Source organism: Maribacter luteus (genome assembly GCF_009674825.1).
Classification (GTDB): Bacteria; Bacteroidota; Bacteroidia; order Flavobacteriales; family Flavobacteriaceae; genus Maribacter_A; species Maribacter_A luteus.
On sequence record NZ_WKJH01000003.1, the window covers coordinates 150,409 to 168,826 of the forward strand.

Sequence of the window (18,418 nt, forward strand, 5' to 3'; positions counted from 1 at the left end):
TTATCTGTAAAGTGTAAAATGACCTACATAGCGTAGCTTGGTCTTGTCATTTGCATTGACCACGTACCAATAATCACCTGAAGGTACCGGACTACCATCATAATAACCGTCCCAATTACTAACCGCATCAAGTTCGGCCACTACCCTACCATAGCGATCATAGATCTTGACCTCAATATTAGGGAAAAATTCACGGTTCTTTGGTGCCCAAACATCGTTATTATTATCACCATCAGGAGTGAAGAAATTAGGTATTTCCAACATTCCCGTAAACTCGAACGGAACTGTTATCAAAGCCTCACATCCATTTTGATCCACGACCCTGGCCGTAACGGTTACACTTTCGTTGGTCGTAAACACATTTTCACTACCATAGGATTCCCCTTGGAAGAAAAACTCATATCCTCCAAAACCTCCACTAGCGGTAACCGTTAACTCATTCGGACCTGTTTTGACTCCATCTATGGTCAATGGCTCATAATTTTCAAGAGTGAACTCTTCAAAACTGGTACAACCATTTTCATGATAAATGTAGATCGTATGATCTCCTGCCGGAAGGTCTCCCCAAGTGGTTACGGTATCCGCTACATTAATATCGTCAACATCCAAGGAGAAAAGTAATTGCGGCAATAAACCGGTTTCTTGCATTTCAAGGGAAACCGTACTATAAGGGAAGATACCTTCACAGCCATATTGCACTATAGCATCCGCTGTTAAATCAACCCCTATTTCTATAGGAATCAATGCATCGGTACCACACATATTCGCATCTTGGACAAATACAATGTAAGTTTCGCCCCCTGCAAGATTTTCAAAAGTTAAATCGTCATTACGAACAAAAACCTCACTACCATCCGAATCAGGACCGACCAACATGGTTTCGTAATAAGATACCGAGGTAATCGGATCTACAAAAGGTGTACCCCCAGAGACCGTTAATTGTGCTGTACCATCGGCAAACCCGATACAGGTTTCAGGCGTAGTCGCAACATCATCTATACTTACGACTGGTGGTTCCGTTACCGTAAGCACGTCTTTTTCAAAACATCCGTTTTCGTCCTGAATCAAGATTTCATAACTACCTGCCGGAAGCTCCTCGAAAGTATATGTACCCGGATTTGATGGATCACTAAAGAATTCGTTGAAATTCGGTTCTATCGCGAATTGAATCAATCCAACACCTCCGCTGGTAACCTCAATCGTAATGGACCCGTCCTCATCTCCAAAACAACTTACCGGAACAGGATTTGCTTCGAATATAATCGGTTCAGGTCTTACAATTTCAAAAGGACCCGCAATATCACTACATGTTGCCCCACTTGTTACGACTATATAATAATCTGTACCTGCATCCAAACCTTCGAAAGTTCCATGATCTTGTGGGCCACGAACAAGGGTTGCCGTTGCTGACGGACTAAATGCATCAACAGGGTCACCCGAATACAAGTAGAACTGATTACCCCCTACGCCACCGTTAGCAAAGGATTCTATCCTTCCGTCCAATTCAGATGCACAAGAAATATCATCCGGTAAATTAGGTAATAATGTTATTCCGGTCGCATCGGTCATGGTAATACCATTGGATCTTACTGCCGGACAAATATTTAAAGCATTTTTCTTTCTTACATCGAACTGATAAGTAATTCCGGCCACACCGGTAAATAATTGTGAAGTACCGGTCATATCAGTATAAACCCCGACTTCGACCCCATTCTCAATACGAACATATTCGTAAGTAAACAATGGATCCGGATTTTCTATGGTTAATCGGATTTCTCCCATACCACCACAGCCAGGAACTGCGGTCTGCACCAATTTAGGCTGTACGGCCGGTGGTGGGTCCACATAATAAGGCTCCGTGACGAATGTACAATCAAAACTGGAAGACACTTCTATAGCATACCAGCCTTCACTAATGAAACCACCGGTTGCCCCAATGAAAGTAGGTGTATTCTGCAATCCGCTTGTAGATACTATATCGGTATTATCATTACTGTTAAGGTATAACAATTGATAGTTATATCCAGCTCCGGGATATCCTCCCGTAGCACCGGCGATTGCGGTTACTGCATCTCCCGATGATGTATCATACGCTTCCAATACGGCATTGTTACCTCCTGGACATTGTAAAGCCAATGGTTCACGAATACCAGCATTAATCTGTGGAACCGGGGCCAAATTAATTTCAAACGTATCAGTACAACCTTCTACATCTTGGATTTCAATTTGGTAATCACCACTTGGTAAGTTTTCAAATCTGCTACTGTTCGAAAATGGTACAACCTCTGTGGCATATGTTGCCCCTCCGTCAGAACTTACCAGAAGTCTGTACTCATAAGGGGAACCATCCCAGCCACCTTGACCAGTTGCCTCTATAATACCTGTATCATCATTACATCCTGTATTACCGACCTCTATAGCGGTCACCTCCAATTCCCCGTTCGGTGTTCTTATCGTAGCAACATTACTGTCACTAGAACAATAGGGTACATCATCTGAAATAACCTCAACAAAGAAATTACCCCCTGTTAAACCGGTTATGGTCTCTGGATTATTGGCCGTATCAAAACTACCCGTTGTTAATACCGTGGTTTTTCCTGTATCGCTGGCACTGTAGACATTATAAGTGTAGGAACCTATATAATCCGTAACTTCTATAGACAACTCACCGTCATTGCCCGGATTGAAACAAGTTATCGCTTTAGCCTCACTTATAACAACCGTAGGACTAGTTGGCTCTACGACAGTATGTACGGGCATTGGGTATGTACACCCTCCTATATTGTCGGTAACCTCAAAAATATAGTCCCCAGCAGCAGGCAAGTACATATCTACATAATCATTGCCTGCAGAATTTGTCACTGGAGTAATAGGAGCTACTGAAACAGCACTTACCGTGAAATCAGTCGTGCCCGCTACTTGGATACGTACTCGTTCATCATCCCTACAGTTCAAGGCATCTACATCAATAATCGTTGAAGTAATATCATCTGGTGTAGCCAAAGTCGGTAAATCAAAGAAGGTTTGACAACCATTGCCATCAATGGCATAAACAGTAATATCTTGGGGAGAACCATTATCAACGATTTCAAAAGAATTTGATGATTGATAATCCGAATACCCCGTGATACTATATTGATATCCACTACCTACAGTTCCCGGATTTGAAGGATCTACCGTTACGGTAATCGTAGTAGAGCTATATCTATTTGCGCCTGTTTCACATGCAAAAGGAGGTGCTGTTGCCGTAATGGCAAAATCATCAGGTTCGGTGATTTCCAAATCCCCAGACAAGGCTTCACAATTTCTGGCAGAGGTTACGATTACCTCGTAGTTGCCAGGTCCTAAATTCGTAAAAGACCCTGAATTGTTCGTTGTTATCGGAGTTCTACTGACAAAATCAACCAATTGATATGAAATTGGTCCATCGACGTCAGTACCAGCTTGCAAGACAATATCGATACTACCATCATTATCCCCAAAACAGGTGATATCATGCAGATTCGTTGCCTCTATAACTGGGGTAACGGCCGCATCCAAATGAATATTCGAAATGGTAAAATCACAATAATCCGTACCATCAAACATGATATTGTCCACAACGTGAACGGAGTAAGTCCCCGGGAATATGCCCGTAAACACATTAGAAGTTTGTGTTGTTGAAACTACATTGGAGTTATAGTCGGTACCGGTAAGCTCAAAAGTAAAATCACCACTACCGCCCGTAGTTTGTATGGTTATCTCCCCATCCGCATCGTTACAGGTAGTTGCTGTCGTAAAACTTCCTGAAGCCGATAAAAATTCGTAAACATGTGCCGTAGCCTGTGAGGTACACCCGTTGGCATCGACCACGTCTACAACATAATCACCGGGGGTGGAAACAACATAGGTCCATTCATAAACACTTCCATTCAATACACCATAATGCTCCTCTCCGCCCAAACTAAATAACGGTGTATCTATCGTATCCGGTACACTTACCGTAATATCAAAAGCCGTGGATGTAAAATCACATTGATTAACAACCGTTGTAGTGATAACAGGAGGAGTATCAGTAGGAATAATACTCGCTATTGCAAAAGAGCTACAACCACTAAAATCTTTTACATAAACGTCATAGTCCCCTGCAGGCCCAAAGAAAGTGGTTGCTGAACCATAATCACTAGCAATAGGTACATCACCCTGCGGCATAAAAGCAAAGCTATAGGAAATACCATCACCTCCCCTACCTTGTACGGTAATGGATCCATCGGAATTACAATTCGCAGGGGTCGTATTTAATATATCAATAGCTGGTAGATTTTGATCTATGGTAACTGCAACTGCATCGACGCAAGTATCTGTTAAATTCTCAACAATAATCTGATAATCCCCATAAGGTGCATTATAACTTCCGGTATGTGGGGTCGCCGAAGTAGTAACAGAGGACTCTAAGGTAATTCGTGAGCCGTCCTGTTCGTTCAACAATTCAATCTGTAAAATATCCCCAACAATAAATCCTGTGATTTCATACAAAATCTGACCATCGGTACTTGGGTAACACGCAGCTGGATTTGCTGTAGCCGTCACCTCTAGGGTAGATGGACCTTCAATCGGAGGAATCTCCTGTTCATAAATACATCCAGTTCCTGTATCAGTCACCATCACAGTATATGTAACACCATATTGAATACCATCAGTCGAATTACTGAATGTATGATCGTTTACAGCTGGCGTATTGTTTAATGGGTAGTACGCCGGTTGATGCTCCAATTTTATTTCATAAGAGCCTGATCCACCACTAACACTTACGGCATAGGTAAAGCCACTATCATCACAAATAACAGGTATTGGAGGAGGAATAGGCGTAATCACCACCTCATTGGTCGTTATGGTTACTAAATCTAAATCGGTACAACCGTTGGCATCCACAGTAATTACCCTATAATCGCCTGGTATCAAGGCTGTATCGGTTATCGCGTATGGCAACGAAGATCGAGCCACATCATCTTCCCTAGTAATAAAATTACCAAAGCTATCTTCTATGACAAAACTGAAATTTTCTGTACCGTCTATAACATTGGTAATTTCAATACCACCACTGACTGCACTTAGTGAACAGGTAGCAGGTATTTCTGTAACCATAGCATTGGGTACTGGCGTAGGATCGTTGTTAATGTCAATGGTACCTGTATACAAACATCCTCTTGCATCCTGTATTTCCACATCATATGTACCTACGGCCAAATCCGAAAAAGCACTTTGGGAACCAAATCCTCGATTATCAAAATTAATTAGATAAGGAGGTACCCCACTAGTGGCATCCGGGGTGATGACTACCCTACCATTATTGATAGCACCCCCACAACTTACATCAAAAGTTTCTATTGTTGGTGGATCCAAAGAAGCCGGCGGTGCTAAATATATTGGTGCTGACTCCGCAGAACAAGCACTATTGGTCGTATTTTCATCAAAAACGCGGAATATATAGTCTCCGTCTAAAGTAGTATCGTATAAGAAACTATTGGAAGTAAATGTGGTCAATGCCCCCCAAGTAGCCCCATTATCAGCACTCACTTGATACTGTTTGGTTCCCGGTCCTGACAAATAACCCCCTGTTACACTTACCCTTATTGTTCCAGGGGTTCCTCCACATGGGATTTCAGTTTCAATACTCGTAGAAACACGTAACTGTGGCTCAATGGTTATTGAAAGATCGTCACTACAATCATTACCATCAACAACCTCAATTGTATAATTACCTGGCGTTAGCCCTGTAAATGTTGGACTAGCTTGTAGCGCTCCCCCATTAATACGATACTGATGACCACTTAAAGGTGCCGTACCAGCTGTTGATGTTACTGTTGCAGTTGCACCAAAACTAGGGTCGTAACAAAAATCGGAAGCAGCTGTATCCAAACTTATAGTTGGAGCGTTTAAAGGTTCAAGATCAAAAGTAAAGGTATCTGTACAACCTTCTGAATCTTCAACTGTTAAGGTATATACATCTGAAGGATCCAATGGGTCCGTTCCTTGGCTAAGGTTACTAAATGTCCTACCCGATTTAGGTCCCACGGTAGTACTTCCATCAGGATAAAGCAAGGTATACCTATAAGTACCCCAACCCCCAGTGGCATTTGCAACAACCCGACCTAAATTACCATTGGCACAAGTCATGGCCGTAACCACACTGGTACTTAAATCTATGGGCGAAGCTTCTTGAATATCAAATGAAGCCGTATCGGTACAACCTGTATCCGCATCAGTAACTGTAATGGTATATGTCCCCGCTCCCGAAAGTGGCAATACAACCTCACCATCGCTCTGTGGACCTCCTGAAAACAATCCACTATTGATATCATATGTATAGTTATTCGCAAAACCATCGATTAAAAATGTTCCGGTTCCATCAGTGGCCCCATTACAAACATTTAAATCCCCTCCAGATTTAACCCTTGCCCGGATAGAACTTATTACTGCAGGTGTAAACCCTTCTGTATAGGTACATCCGTTAACGTCGGTTATCTGAAATATATAAGAGGTACTGGTACTCAGACCTACGAAGGTATCACTAGCCCCATTGTCGATAACGCTTGGACTTATAACCGAATAATTGGCTATTGCCGCATTGGCCGTAGCAGTCAACTGTACATCGGAAGATCCCAAAGAACAATTGATATTGCTTTGGGCAAAATCGAGATCCGTTGGTGGATCAACATCCAAAATTGTTATTGGCGTTAATTCCAATCGGCATCCGCCCCCGTCCTCTATCATTGGCGTATAGGTTCCCGGTGATAAATTAGCATACGATGTAGTACCCGTAAAGTTTAGCCCGTCGATACTAAAAACATACCCACTACCAGAGCCTCCGGTAAAAGGCCCAACAAAATCTATTTGACCTCCATTGGTTCCTCCACTACCATCACAGGTACGATCTGTAATTTTGGTCGCTGAACCGGAAATCACCCCTACACTTGAAACTGTTACATCCGATAAGGGCAGGGTACATTCAAATCCTCCTTGTTCATAATGCACTTCTATCTCGTCATAAAGTGTACCTGAAGGCGATGCTGAAACTGATATTTCAGGAGTTGTCTCCCATGCATCCGAACTACTGACCCTATAAGATAGATTATATCCTCTTGCATCTGTAACATTAAAATTAATTTTCGCTCCACCATTGGAGCATGTACCATCTGTTCCCGTTGCTGTTACCGATGGCGGTAGCAGCGTTTCCACACTGGCCGAAGCCGTAATGGAACAACCATTACTATCGGTAATCACTATATCATATGAACCGGCTGAAGTTACCGTATATGTCGTTGATCCCGTATTGGTCATGGCATCACCAAATGCCGGTTGTGCGGCTCCACCATTTACCGTAAAAGTATATGGTGCGGCTCCACCGGAGGTATTGATCGTAACATCAACATCGGAAATGACATTAGGGGCAATAGTACACCCAAAACTACTATGTACCTCTGTTGAGGCATCAAGAGCAATTAAACCATCACCTATTATTATCGGATTTCCAAAATCATCTAAACTTTCTTGTGGCGGGTCTATCCCATTTAGTACATCTCCATAACATTGTTGTGTTTCTACTTGTACAGTATAGGTGCCAAAACCTACCGCTGAAAAAGTATAAGGATTATCAGAAATTGGAGCTGTGTACTCTTGGACTACCCCACTCGCATCCAACAAGGTGTAAATATAAGGTCCGGGTACATCATTCACCGTTACCTCAATAGAACCTGTTTCCCCATAGCATTGGGCATCGACGAAAGTCACCCCGATATCAATATTGCGTTCTTCTATAACTATAGGTGTGTAAGGATATTCACAAGTATTCGGTGTATTCTGCAATCTTGCCTTAACCACATACGTTCCAGGAGTTAAATCGGTAAAAATAGGACCTTGCCAAGGGCCATATCCACTTCCGCTATCAATACTGAACTCATATGCACTGGAAAGATTGGTTATCTGTATTCTTCCCGGTACGTCACAGATATAATCTTGCTTTACAAAGGTCTGGGTAATCGTACTTTTCTTAACCTTAAAATAATAATAGGGTCCTGATCCATTGACCCTTACCCTGAATTCACCTCCTGTAGTTGAAGAAACAGTACTAGCATCAATGGTAAAGTTCTGTGCAGTACTAACCTGAGTATAACAAGAATTTTCCGTTTCGGGACAATCCTCATTAATATCGGCAGAACAAGAACCTCCTAATATTTCCCATGACACAGAACCAAAAGGAGCTCCTGACAAGGAAACAACCCTATCATCGGAATCACCACAAAGATTAAAACGCGCAATAGTACTACCATCATTCGTACATGCAACTTCTTCATCGGCACCTTGGATTATGGTGGTGAACATGGGCATCGGTGATGAAACGTTCAATGATTTTTGTTCTTCTAAAACAATTGACGTTTTGGACGTTTTGGAAACTTCAGTCTCCGAGCTACGTTCTTCCGTAGAAACAACCTTCTCGAGGACTTCCGAAATCCCAACTACAAAATTGTAGTCATAATTTGCAATAGCCGAAGTGCAAACCGCAGAGAATAGCAACAGCAATATGGCATAAAGTATATGCCTTGGGCTTTTTGGAAACATAGGTTAAGTCAGTTATGGCAAGAACATGCTTGGATTGGGGTGCAAGTATATTCTTTAGCGTATTTATTTAAACTTATATAATTCTATTTATCTTTAGGGCTGATAGCCTTTCATATAATATTTAATTTTAACGTCAAAATATGAAGAATAGTATTACATACCTCTATTTATTCGTTATAACGCTTAATTTTTCTTGCGCCCAGGAGCCTGAAAATAAGGCAAATACACCAAATAGCATTCCTTTTACAGCAGAGCTATTCGTCGATGGACTCCAAATACCATGGGGCATGGCGTTTCTTCCTCATGGCAGCATGCTCATTACGGAAAAATCCGGAGATTTGATTCACTTTCAAGAAGGGAAAAAAAACCATATTGCAAATGTTCCTAAAGTATATGTTAGAGGCCAAGGAGGTTTAATGGATATATGTTTACATCCCGATTATGAAACCAATGGTTGGTTGTACATAACCTATGCTTCTGAAGAAGGAAACGAAAAAGGAGGACATACTGCTTTAATGAGGGCAAAACTAAAAGATAACATATTGTATGACAATGAGTTACTTTATAAAGCTGGTCCAAATACCACTAAAGGACAACATTTTGGATCACGTATAGCATTTGACAATGAAGGATATTTATATTTCTCTATCGGAGAACGAGGTGCAAGGGACGAAAATCCGCAAGATATAACCAGGGATGGGGGCAAAATATATAGGTTGAATGACGATGGAAGCGTACCCGAAGACAATCCTTTCATCAACGAAAAAGGTGCTAAAACGGCTATTTACAGTTATGGGCACCGAAATCCCCAAGGACTGGTAAAACATCCTGAAACAGGGGAAATCTGGGATCATGAACATGGGCCTAGGGGTGGTGACGAGATCAATATTATTGAAAAAGGGGCCAATTATGGTTGGCCTTTGATTACATACGGAATCAATTATAGCGGAACGCCCATTACCGATAAAACCGAAATGGAAGGCATGAAACAACCCATTCACTATTGGGTTCCTTCCATAGCCCCCAGTGGAATGGCCTTTGTAACTTCTGACAAGTATAAAGATTGGAAAGGTAGTTTATTGGTAGGATCCCTGTCTTTTCAATATCTGGAACGTTTGACCTTGGATGGAACAAAAGTCACGAACAGGGAAAAGTTGTTGGAGAACATGGGCCGGGTTCGCGATGTTCGTCAAGGTCCCGATGGAATCATTTATGTGGCCATAGAAGGCAAAGGAATTTATAAATTAATCCCTAAACATTAATCCCCCACACATGAAATTAAGACTATTGACCATCTTATTTTTTTTAATTGGCGTATTCTACACCAATGCACAAGAACCTGAATTACAATCCAGTATGGTAAGGGGAAGTGAAATATATAACGACTTCTGTGTGGCTTGCCATATGCCTGCAGGAGAAGGTATTCCTTTTGTTTTTCCTCCTTTGGCAAAATCGGATTATTTAAAACAGCAAAGAACTGCAAGTATCAAAGGTGTGAAATTCGGACAGGAAGGGGAGCTCATCGTAAACGGCGAAACATACAATAACACCATGGCCCCCATGGGATTGGATGACGGGGAAATTGCCGATGTCATGAACTATATCATGAATTCATGGGGCAATTCAACGAACGAAATGGTTACAATTAAGGAAGTGGAGGCTATTACCGAATAATAGTCCCTATGGTCTTACCGCATCCAAGGCCTTTTTGACAGAACCATGTTTTTTAAGCAATTGTTCCGCCTCATCATAGTCTATACCTAAACCTTCGACCAAGTAACGGGTTCCACGGTCGACCAATTTTGTATTGGTCAATTGCATATTCACCATTTTATTTCCCTTAACACGGCCGATTTTGATCATCAAGGCAGTGGTTATCATATTAAGTACCAATTTTTGGGAGGTCCCACTTTTCATTCGCGTACTACCGGTAACGAATTCAGGTCCAACATTTACCTCTATAGGGATATCCGATACCACAGCTAAAGGGGAACCAGGATTGTTCGTAATGCCACCAGTTAACAAACCATGCTCTTTAGCCGCCTGAAGTCCACCGATTACATAAGGGGTTGTTCCAGATGCTGCAATACCCACGATCACGTCATTTTCACAAACATTGAACTCTTTTAGATCCAACCAAGCCTGGTTTACATCGTCTTCCGCATTTTCAACAGCTTTTCTAATCGCAGTATCCCCACCGGCAATCAATCCAATTACCCGGGAGTGGGGCATTCCGAAAGTTGGCGGTATTTCAGAAGCATCCAAAATTCCGAGACGTCCACTAGTACCTGCTCCAATATAGAATAAACGTCCACCTTTATCAAAACGTTCCGCTAAGGCATCGACCAATTTTGTTATATTCGGAATAACCTCGGCCACGGCTAGAGCCACCTTTTGATCTTCATTGTTAATACTCTCTAAAATAGTAGAAGTACCCATATTCTCCAATTGATCGTAATTGGAGGGGGTTTCAGTAATCTTTTTATAGTCCATAAAAATTATATCAGGTGTACGTTGTTGTTCCGAAAAAGTTTAAGTTGATCATCATCCGGTGATAACTCCGTGATCATGGTGTCAACCGCTGTCATATCACAGGTTTTATATCGATGTCTCGAATTCAATTTTTTTGATATACACAAAAGTATTGTTTTTTTCGAGGCCTTCATAATTGCTTTTTTCACTTGAACAACGTCCCAATCAAAATCTGTCAACCCGTCCGAGGCATCAACATACCCCGTACCTATAAAACCATAATCCACTTTTATTTCAGATAGGGCATGGGTAGCATTGGCCCCGATGGCAATTTGTGACTCTTTGGAAATTTTACCCCCAATGAATATAACATCGACCTTCGGTTTTGTGGTCAGCTCCATCGCCACTGGCAAACTCATGGTAAAGCAGGTCAATTTTAAATGCAAAGGAATTATCCTTGCGAACTCCATACAAGTTGTACCACCATCAATAAATATGACCGCATCATTTTTCAGCAAAGTTGCCGCTTTTTCCGCAATGGTTATTTTTTGTGGCAACGCATATATATTGGTATTCCTAGTACTACTGGTAGTAAAACCAAGGGATATGGCACCACCATGTACTTTTCGCAATTTGTTCTCTTGATCCAATTCTTTAACATCCCTTCGTGCCGTGTCAATTGATACGTCCAATTTCTCGGCAATATCGGTAAGTAACACCCTATTATGTAATTCAACTTGGGACAATATGGCCTGATGTCGCTCTTCCTTAAGCATAACCGTTTATTTTGATCCTTCAAAGATAATAAAAGAATTTAATTGCAGTTTTATTCCTTTTTTTTAAACAAAACCCCTATAAATTATATTATAATGCAATTTACTGCAATTAAAACAGCAAAAAACAGCAATTTGTTTTAAAATACATTACATTTGTAACTCAATCATATTCAAGAACAGTCAAATGAGCACACTTTTAGAAAAAACAGCAAAAGACATCAGCTACAAACCCGTAGGTCAATTTGAGGAAACACGTTTTGAAAAAATTCATAATGTAATTTTCGAAGATTCCAATGAAGGCTCTATTCAGGTCGCTAGGGAAATATCAGATCTGATTCGCAAGAAACAGGCATTAGGAGAAAACTGTGTCCTTGGTCTTGCTACAGGCTCATCCCCTATCAAGGTTTATGAGGAATTGGTGCGAATGCACCGGGAAGAAGGTTTAAGTTTTTCCAATGTAATTACCTTTAATCTGGATGAGTACCTGCCCATGGACAAGTCGAACATGCAAAGTTATTATTACTTTATGCACGAACACTTGTTCAACCACATAGACATTCCTGCTGAAAGCATCAATATCCCGGACGGTAGCCTTCCGCAAGAAGAAGTGGTAGACTTTTGCCTGGCTTACGAAAAGAAAATAAAGGATAACGGTGGACTTGACTTTCAACTATTGGGTATCGGAAGGACAGGGCACATAGGTTTTAATGAGCCGGGGTCACATTTCAATTCAGGCACCCGCGTCATAACCCTTGACCACATCACAAGGGTAGATGCCGCACCAGCCTTTTTAGGTATTGACAACGTTCCCAGAAAAGCAATCACAATGGGGATCGCAACAGTGCGGAACGCCAAAAGAATCGTTCTACTTGGTTGGGGTGACAATAAAGCGAAAATCATTAAACAAACCATTGAAGGCAAGATTTCCTCACAAGTACCTGCCACCTATCTTCAAGAACATGATAATGTAACGTTTGTATTGGATAAAGGTGCAGGTGGCGAATTGACACGAAACAAGACGCCATGGTTGGTTGGACCATGTGAATGGACAGATAGTCTTACCGCTAAAGCAATCGTATGGTTATGTGGTAAAACTGAAAAATCCATCCTAAGCTTAACCGATAAGGATTATAATGACAACGGTATGTCCGACCTTTTATCCTTGGAAGACTCCTACGACTTGAATATTAAAATGTTCAATAAGCTTCAACATACCATTACGGGGTGGCCAGGTGGCAAACCCAATGCCGATGACACCAGCAGGCCGGAACGCGCGGAACCTGCCAAAAAACGTATCATCATATTCAGCCCTCATCCAGATGATGATGTTATATCAATGGGAGGCACATTTGACCGTTTGATCGAACAGGGGCACGATGTACACGTGGCCTACCAAACATCGGGCAATATAGCCGTTTCTGACACGGAAGCATTGAAATTTGCCGAAATATCGAATACCATAACCCCTTCGACCGAATCCCAAAGTATAATAGACACTCTATTGAACAAGGACGAGAACAGTTTTGATGTCGCGGAGGTGAGGTCATTGAAAGGCGCTATACGTAGAGCGGAATCCTACGCAGCAACCCGTTACTTAGGATTGGAAGATTCCCATGTACACTTCTTGAACTTACCCTTTTACGAAACTGGTACAATTAAGAAAAACAACCTTTCAAATGCCGATATCGATATCATGGCAGACCTTATAAATGATATAAAACCACATCAGATTTATGCAGCTGGCGATTTAGCCGATCCACATGGCACCCATAAGGTTTGTTTGGACGCGCTTTTCGAAACCCTAAAACGCCTTAAACCCGAACCATTCATGAAAGACTGTTGGTTATGGCTATATAGGGGAGCATGGCACGAATGGGATATCAACGAAATAGAAATGGCCGTACCGATGAGTCCGGATCAGGTTTTGAAAAAACGATATGCGATTTTCTGCCATCAATCACAAAAAGACGGAGCAATGTTCCAAGGGGATGATTCAAGGGAGTTTTGGATGCGCGCCGAGGAACGCAACCGAAACACCGCTGCCAAATACAAAGCATTAGGCTTGGCAGATTATGCGGCCATGGAAGCATTCGTGCGTTATAAATTAGATTAATTACACCTCTTAATACATTTTAAAGGCCTATTTTTAGTTTAAAATAGGCCTTCTTTACAATTACAATGATCAAAAAATCCAGTTTATTACTAAGCATCCTTTTTTTTGCTTCTTGCTCTGTTTTTAAACCTTCTCCCCAACCGAGGACAGAATTCAGGGGCGTTTGGGTAGCGACAGTAGTCAATATCGATTGGCCAAAGAGCGGTTCAGATTCCATAGAAAAACATAAAAAAGATTTCTTAAACATCCTCCAATTTTACCAAGACCTTAATTTCAATGCCATAATCGTTCAAGTACGAACGGCCGGAGATGCTTTTTATGAATCAAATTATGCTCCCTGGTCCAGGTTTTTGACCGCAAAGGAAGGGGTAGCCCCAAAAAACGATTTTGATTACCTGGATTGGATGATCAAGGAATCTCACAACAGGGGAATGGAGTTTCACGCATGGCTAAATCCGTATAGGGCCACTTTTGACCTAAAAACCGATATTCTTAGTCCTACCCATGATTTTAACCTTCACCCGGAATGGATGATCAAATACGGTAAAAAATATTACTATGACCCAGGCCTTCCTGAAGTTCGAAAAAGAATGGTCTCCATAATGAACGAACTGGTCACCAATTATGACATTGACGCCGTTCATTTCGATGATTATTTTTATCCGTATAAAATCAAAGATGAAATATTCAAAGATTCAACTTCCTATATTTCAAATGCCCTGCCGAACCAAACATTGGATGATTGGAGACGTAGCAACATCGACTCCTTAGTCATGAATATGCACAAGACCATAAAACAGGACAAACCCTGGGTACAATTCGGTATTAGTCCATTCGGAGTATGGAAAAACCAAAGCACTGATCCAAGGGGCTCCGATACCCAAGCAGGACAAACGACTTACGAGGACCTTTACGCAGACCCTCTTACTTGGATGGAAAATGGATGGATAGATTATATTGTTCCCCAAGTATATTGGAGTATGGATCTTCCTGTAGCGTCCCATTCCAAAATTGTGGACTGGTGGGCAGAAAACAGTTCCAACACCAATCTATATATCGGAAATGGAGCCTATAAAGTCCGAAACAATAGTGACAAAGCTTGGGACAATAAAAATGAACTTCCCAACCAATTAAAACTGGCCAGAAAGACCCCAGCAGTTGAGGGCAACGTATTCTTTAGTGCCAAAAGCCTTATGGAAAACAATCCTGATGTTGTAGAAACCCTAAAAAAGAAAATTTACCACTCCCCATCCCTACCGCCAACCTCTCCTTTGGAACCCGAATTACGTAGACAAAGAGTGCAACTGGAATCTTGGGAGACTAAAAATGAAAACCACGTACTCCAATTTAAAAACACCGGGCCATATCGTTATGCAATGATCTACCGAACAGGAAAAAAGACGAAAGATCCATATCCCATGAAAAAATTACTTTTCAAAACAAGCATCGATAACGGCAAAAGTATATCAATCCCATTCACAATACTAAACGACCAAAAAAGAATCGCAATTACGTTCATAGATAAATTCGGTCATGAAAGTACCCCTATCAACTTACCTTTAAACCAACAGAAACCAACTAAATGATACAAAAAGACAAACGGGCCTGGGCTTGGATCCCCCTGCTCTATTTTACCCAAGGACTACCTTATGTATTGGTGGTGACCGTATCTGTAATCATGTACAAAAAACTAGGGGTAAGCAATGAAGATATAGGACTGTACACCAGTTTATTGTACCTCCCATGGGTCCTAAAACCACTTTGGAGTCCTTTTATAGACTTAAAAAGCACGAAGCGGAATTGGTTTTTGGCCATGCAACTTCTTATTTCGATTGCCCTATTGGGAGTAGGTTTAAGCTTACCGACCCAAATGTTCTTTATGACCACCTTAGCGTGCTTTTGGATGGCAGCTTTTGCTTCCGCGACCAATGATATTGCATCAGACGGATATTACATGTTAGGTCTTACGGAAAAAAAACAATCCTTTTTTGTCGGTATCAGAAGTACATTCTATCGTTTGGCAATGGTTACCGGTGAGGGACTAATTGTCATTTTAGCCGGATTTTTAGAACAGAAATACGGGGACAACACCAAAGCTTGGAGCATTACCATGACAGCAACTGCCTTTCTGATGTTGGCATTGACCGTATCCAACTTTTTCGTTACACCCAAATACGAATCCTCAGAGGCCATTGCCACACAGAAACCGAAAGGCTTTTGGGAAGTCTTCACATCTTTCTTCAACAAACCAAATATTGGCATCGCATTGACCTTTATCTTAACCTATAGGTTGGGTGAGTCACAACTTGTAAAGATGGTCTCACCATTTTTATTGGATCCTTTGGAAAAAGGAGGTCTTGGCTATTCAACCGAGCAATTGGGAACTATTTTCGGAACGGTTGGAGTCATATTTTTATCGTTAGGTGGAATATTAGGTGGAATCTTAATATCAAGGGACGGACTGAAAAAATGGATGCTGCCCATGGTCCTATCACTTAACATACCCAATATACTTTATGCAATACTCGCCTTTACAAAAACCACTAGTATTGTTGCCGTTACGACCACGGTAATCTTTGAGAAGTTCGGTTATGGCTTTGGCTTTGCCGCGTTTTTAATGTATCTGATATACATTGCCGAGGGCAAATCCAAAACATCACATTATGCCATAGCTACAGGGTTCATGGCCCTTGGAATGATGTTACCCGGAATGATCAGTGGCTATATTCAACAATGGCTGGGTTACGGGGGCTTTTTTATCTGGGTCGTCATAGCCTCTTTACCTGCTTTATTCTTATTGAAATTCATTACCTACCCTGCCGATTTCGGCAAAAAAACAAAAAACACCGATGCATAAATTGCTTCCATACGAATTAGCAGCCCAAGAATTGACCCCTATTGAGAAAATTGGGCAACTGTTCATGCCCGCTGCGTTCATTAATGATTCAGAAGAAGAAATAAAAATCTTGGAACGACTCATAAGCGAAAATCATATCGGAGGGCTTTGTTTTTTCCATAGTAGGGCAAGTGCGGCCACCAATTTTGAAGGTAAAAAAAAGATTGTTTACAATGAGCATAGTTTTGAAACACTACAAAAACTTATACAACGTTACCAAAACAAATCCAAGCATAGGTTACTTATTGCCATTGATGCCGAATGGGGCTTGGCCATGCGGATTGAAAACACCCCTCAGTACCCATATGCGCTAACTCTGGGAGCAATCAAGGACAATAATGAACTTGTATATCAAGTGGGAAAGAACATTGCCAATGATTGCAAACAAGCAGGTATTCATTATAATTTAGCCCCTGTTTTGGACATTAACAACAATCCGAAAAATCCGGTTATCGGTTATCGGTCATTTGGCGAGGATAAAATTAATGTAGCCCAGAAAGCATCGGCGTATATAAGTGGTATGCAAAGTGAAGGTGTTCTCGCCAGTATAAAACATTTTCCTGGCCATGGAGACACTGCCACAGATTCCCATTTAGGACTTCCCATCATAAAAAAAACGAAGGAAGAGTTACTCGACAATGAATTATTTCCGTTTAAGAAACTGATAAAGGAAGGGATTGATTCCTTGATGGTCGGGCATCTTTGTGTACCAGCCCTTTCCAATGGAAAAGAAATACCATCGAGCATTTCAAAGGACTTGATCAAAGGTATTTTACGGGATGAACTTGGTTTTGAAGGCGTTGTGATATCCGACGCCCTGAACATGCATGCCGTTTCTAAAAACTACCCTGTAAAAGGTGAATTGGAGTGGTTGGCCTTTGATGCCGGAAATGATATTCTTTGTTTTGCTGAAGAGGTTGAAGCCGGAATGGAAATGATTTTGAAAAAAGCCACCAATCGGCAAATAGAAGAATCGTTTGCTCGAGTTTGGGCCTTGAAAGAAAAAGCTATCCCAAATGAACCCGAAACATTGTCCGCTCTAAGCATGCCTGACTCACTAAATAAAGAAATCGCAAAAGCGAGCATTACAATTGTACGTGGCACTGAAAATGACATAACCTCTTTTCGGGAAAAGGGCTTCATTGGTTTTACAAATACCATGATAAGTGAAAACCCGTTTTTCCAAATGATTACCAAGGAGAATAGTTTTCATATGCATTCTTTCTTAGACACTTCCCTTGAAAAAATTGGGGAATTGACCAAAAAAGAAGAAAACCTTCTTATGGCCATTGTACCTCCACAAGCTAAACCAACCCATGATTTTGGTTTTTCAAAAACTGAAATAGACTTGTTCAACAAAATGATCCATACAAAAAATGTTGTTCTTTATTTTTTTGGCAACCCTTATGCTCTGGAACTTTTTGATTACAAAAATGCCAATGTGGTGATTATGGCCTACCAAAACTTCAATACCTTCCAAAAGGTAGCTGCCACCCATTTTTTGGGCAAACTAGCTGCCAAGGGCGAACTTCCCGTTCATCTAAAATAAAAGTCATGCCGATT

At 41.3% G+C, this 18,418-nt stretch carries 9 protein-coding genes; 6 read left to right on the forward strand and 3 right to left on the reverse strand.

The features are described from left to right. Entirely contained in the window at positions 1-8,598 is an 8,598-nt protein-coding gene (locus tag GJ691_RS06445; protein WP_154364998.1) for a T9SS type B sorting domain-containing protein, read from the reverse strand. A gap of 140 nt (positions 8,599-8,738) precedes the next feature. Between GJ691_RS06445 and GJ691_RS06450 the strand changes: the two genes are divergently transcribed. Beyond that, positions 8,739-9,860 (forward strand): PQQ-dependent sugar dehydrogenase, encoded by a 1,122-nt coding sequence (locus GJ691_RS06450; protein ID WP_154365000.1) that lies wholly within the window; start codon positions 8,739-8,741, stop codon positions 9,858-9,860. A 10-nt stretch (positions 9,861-9,870) separates the two neighbouring features. Next, on the forward strand, positions 9,871-10,272 hold the full coding sequence (locus GJ691_RS06455; protein WP_246200132.1) for a c-type cytochrome: 402 nt from the start codon (positions 9,871-9,873) through the stop codon (positions 10,270-10,272). A 6-nt stretch (positions 10,273-10,278) separates the two neighbouring features. Here GJ691_RS06455 and murQ read toward each other — a convergent pair whose 3' ends face one another. Together murQ and GJ691_RS06465 are read right to left on the reverse strand one after the other, a co-directional pair. Continuing rightward, the gene (murQ, locus tag GJ691_RS06460; protein ID WP_154365002.1) at positions 10,279-11,091 is read right to left on the reverse strand and encodes an N-acetylmuramic acid 6-phosphate etherase; all 813 of its coding nucleotides are present in this window, start codon (positions 11,089-11,091) and stop codon (positions 10,279-10,281) included. Positions 11,092-11,096: 5 nt separating this feature from the next. Then, positions 11,097-11,846: a DeoR/GlpR family DNA-binding transcription regulator gene (locus tag GJ691_RS06465; RefSeq protein ID WP_154365004.1), complete on the reverse strand. Its 750-nt coding sequence runs from the start codon at positions 11,844-11,846 to the stop codon at positions 11,097-11,099. A gap of 184 nt (positions 11,847-12,030) precedes the next feature. Between GJ691_RS06465 and nagB the strand changes: the two genes are divergently transcribed. The 4 genes from nagB to GJ691_RS06485 all read left to right on the forward strand — a co-directional run bounded on the left by nagB (position 12,031) and on the right by GJ691_RS06485 (position 18,404). Continuing rightward, the gene (nagB, locus tag GJ691_RS06470) at positions 12,031-13,959 is read left to right on the forward strand and encodes a glucosamine-6-phosphate deaminase (protein ID WP_154365006.1); all 1,929 of its coding nucleotides are present in this window, start codon (positions 12,031-12,033) and stop codon (positions 13,957-13,959) included. Positions 13,960-14,024: 65 nt separating this feature from the next. After that, the gene (locus GJ691_RS06475) at positions 14,025-15,545 is read left to right on the forward strand and encodes a glycoside hydrolase family 10-like protein (protein ID WP_154365008.1); all 1,521 of its coding nucleotides are present in this window, start codon (positions 14,025-14,027) and stop codon (positions 15,543-15,545) included. After that, positions 15,542-16,816: an MFS transporter gene (locus GJ691_RS06480; RefSeq protein ID WP_154365010.1), complete on the forward strand. Its 1,275-nt coding sequence runs from the start codon at positions 15,542-15,544 to the stop codon at positions 16,814-16,816. The genes GJ691_RS06475 and GJ691_RS06480 overlap by 4 nt, the downstream gene beginning before the upstream one ends. After that, positions 16,809-18,404 carry a glycoside hydrolase family 3 protein gene (locus tag GJ691_RS06485; protein ID WP_154365012.1) on the forward strand — a complete coding sequence of 532 codons (1,596 nt, stop codon included), beginning with the start codon at positions 16,809-16,811 and terminating at the stop codon, positions 18,402-18,404. Before GJ691_RS06480 ends, GJ691_RS06485 begins: the two co-directional genes overlap by 8 nt. The last annotated feature ends 14 nt before the right edge of the window (positions 18,405-18,418 follow it).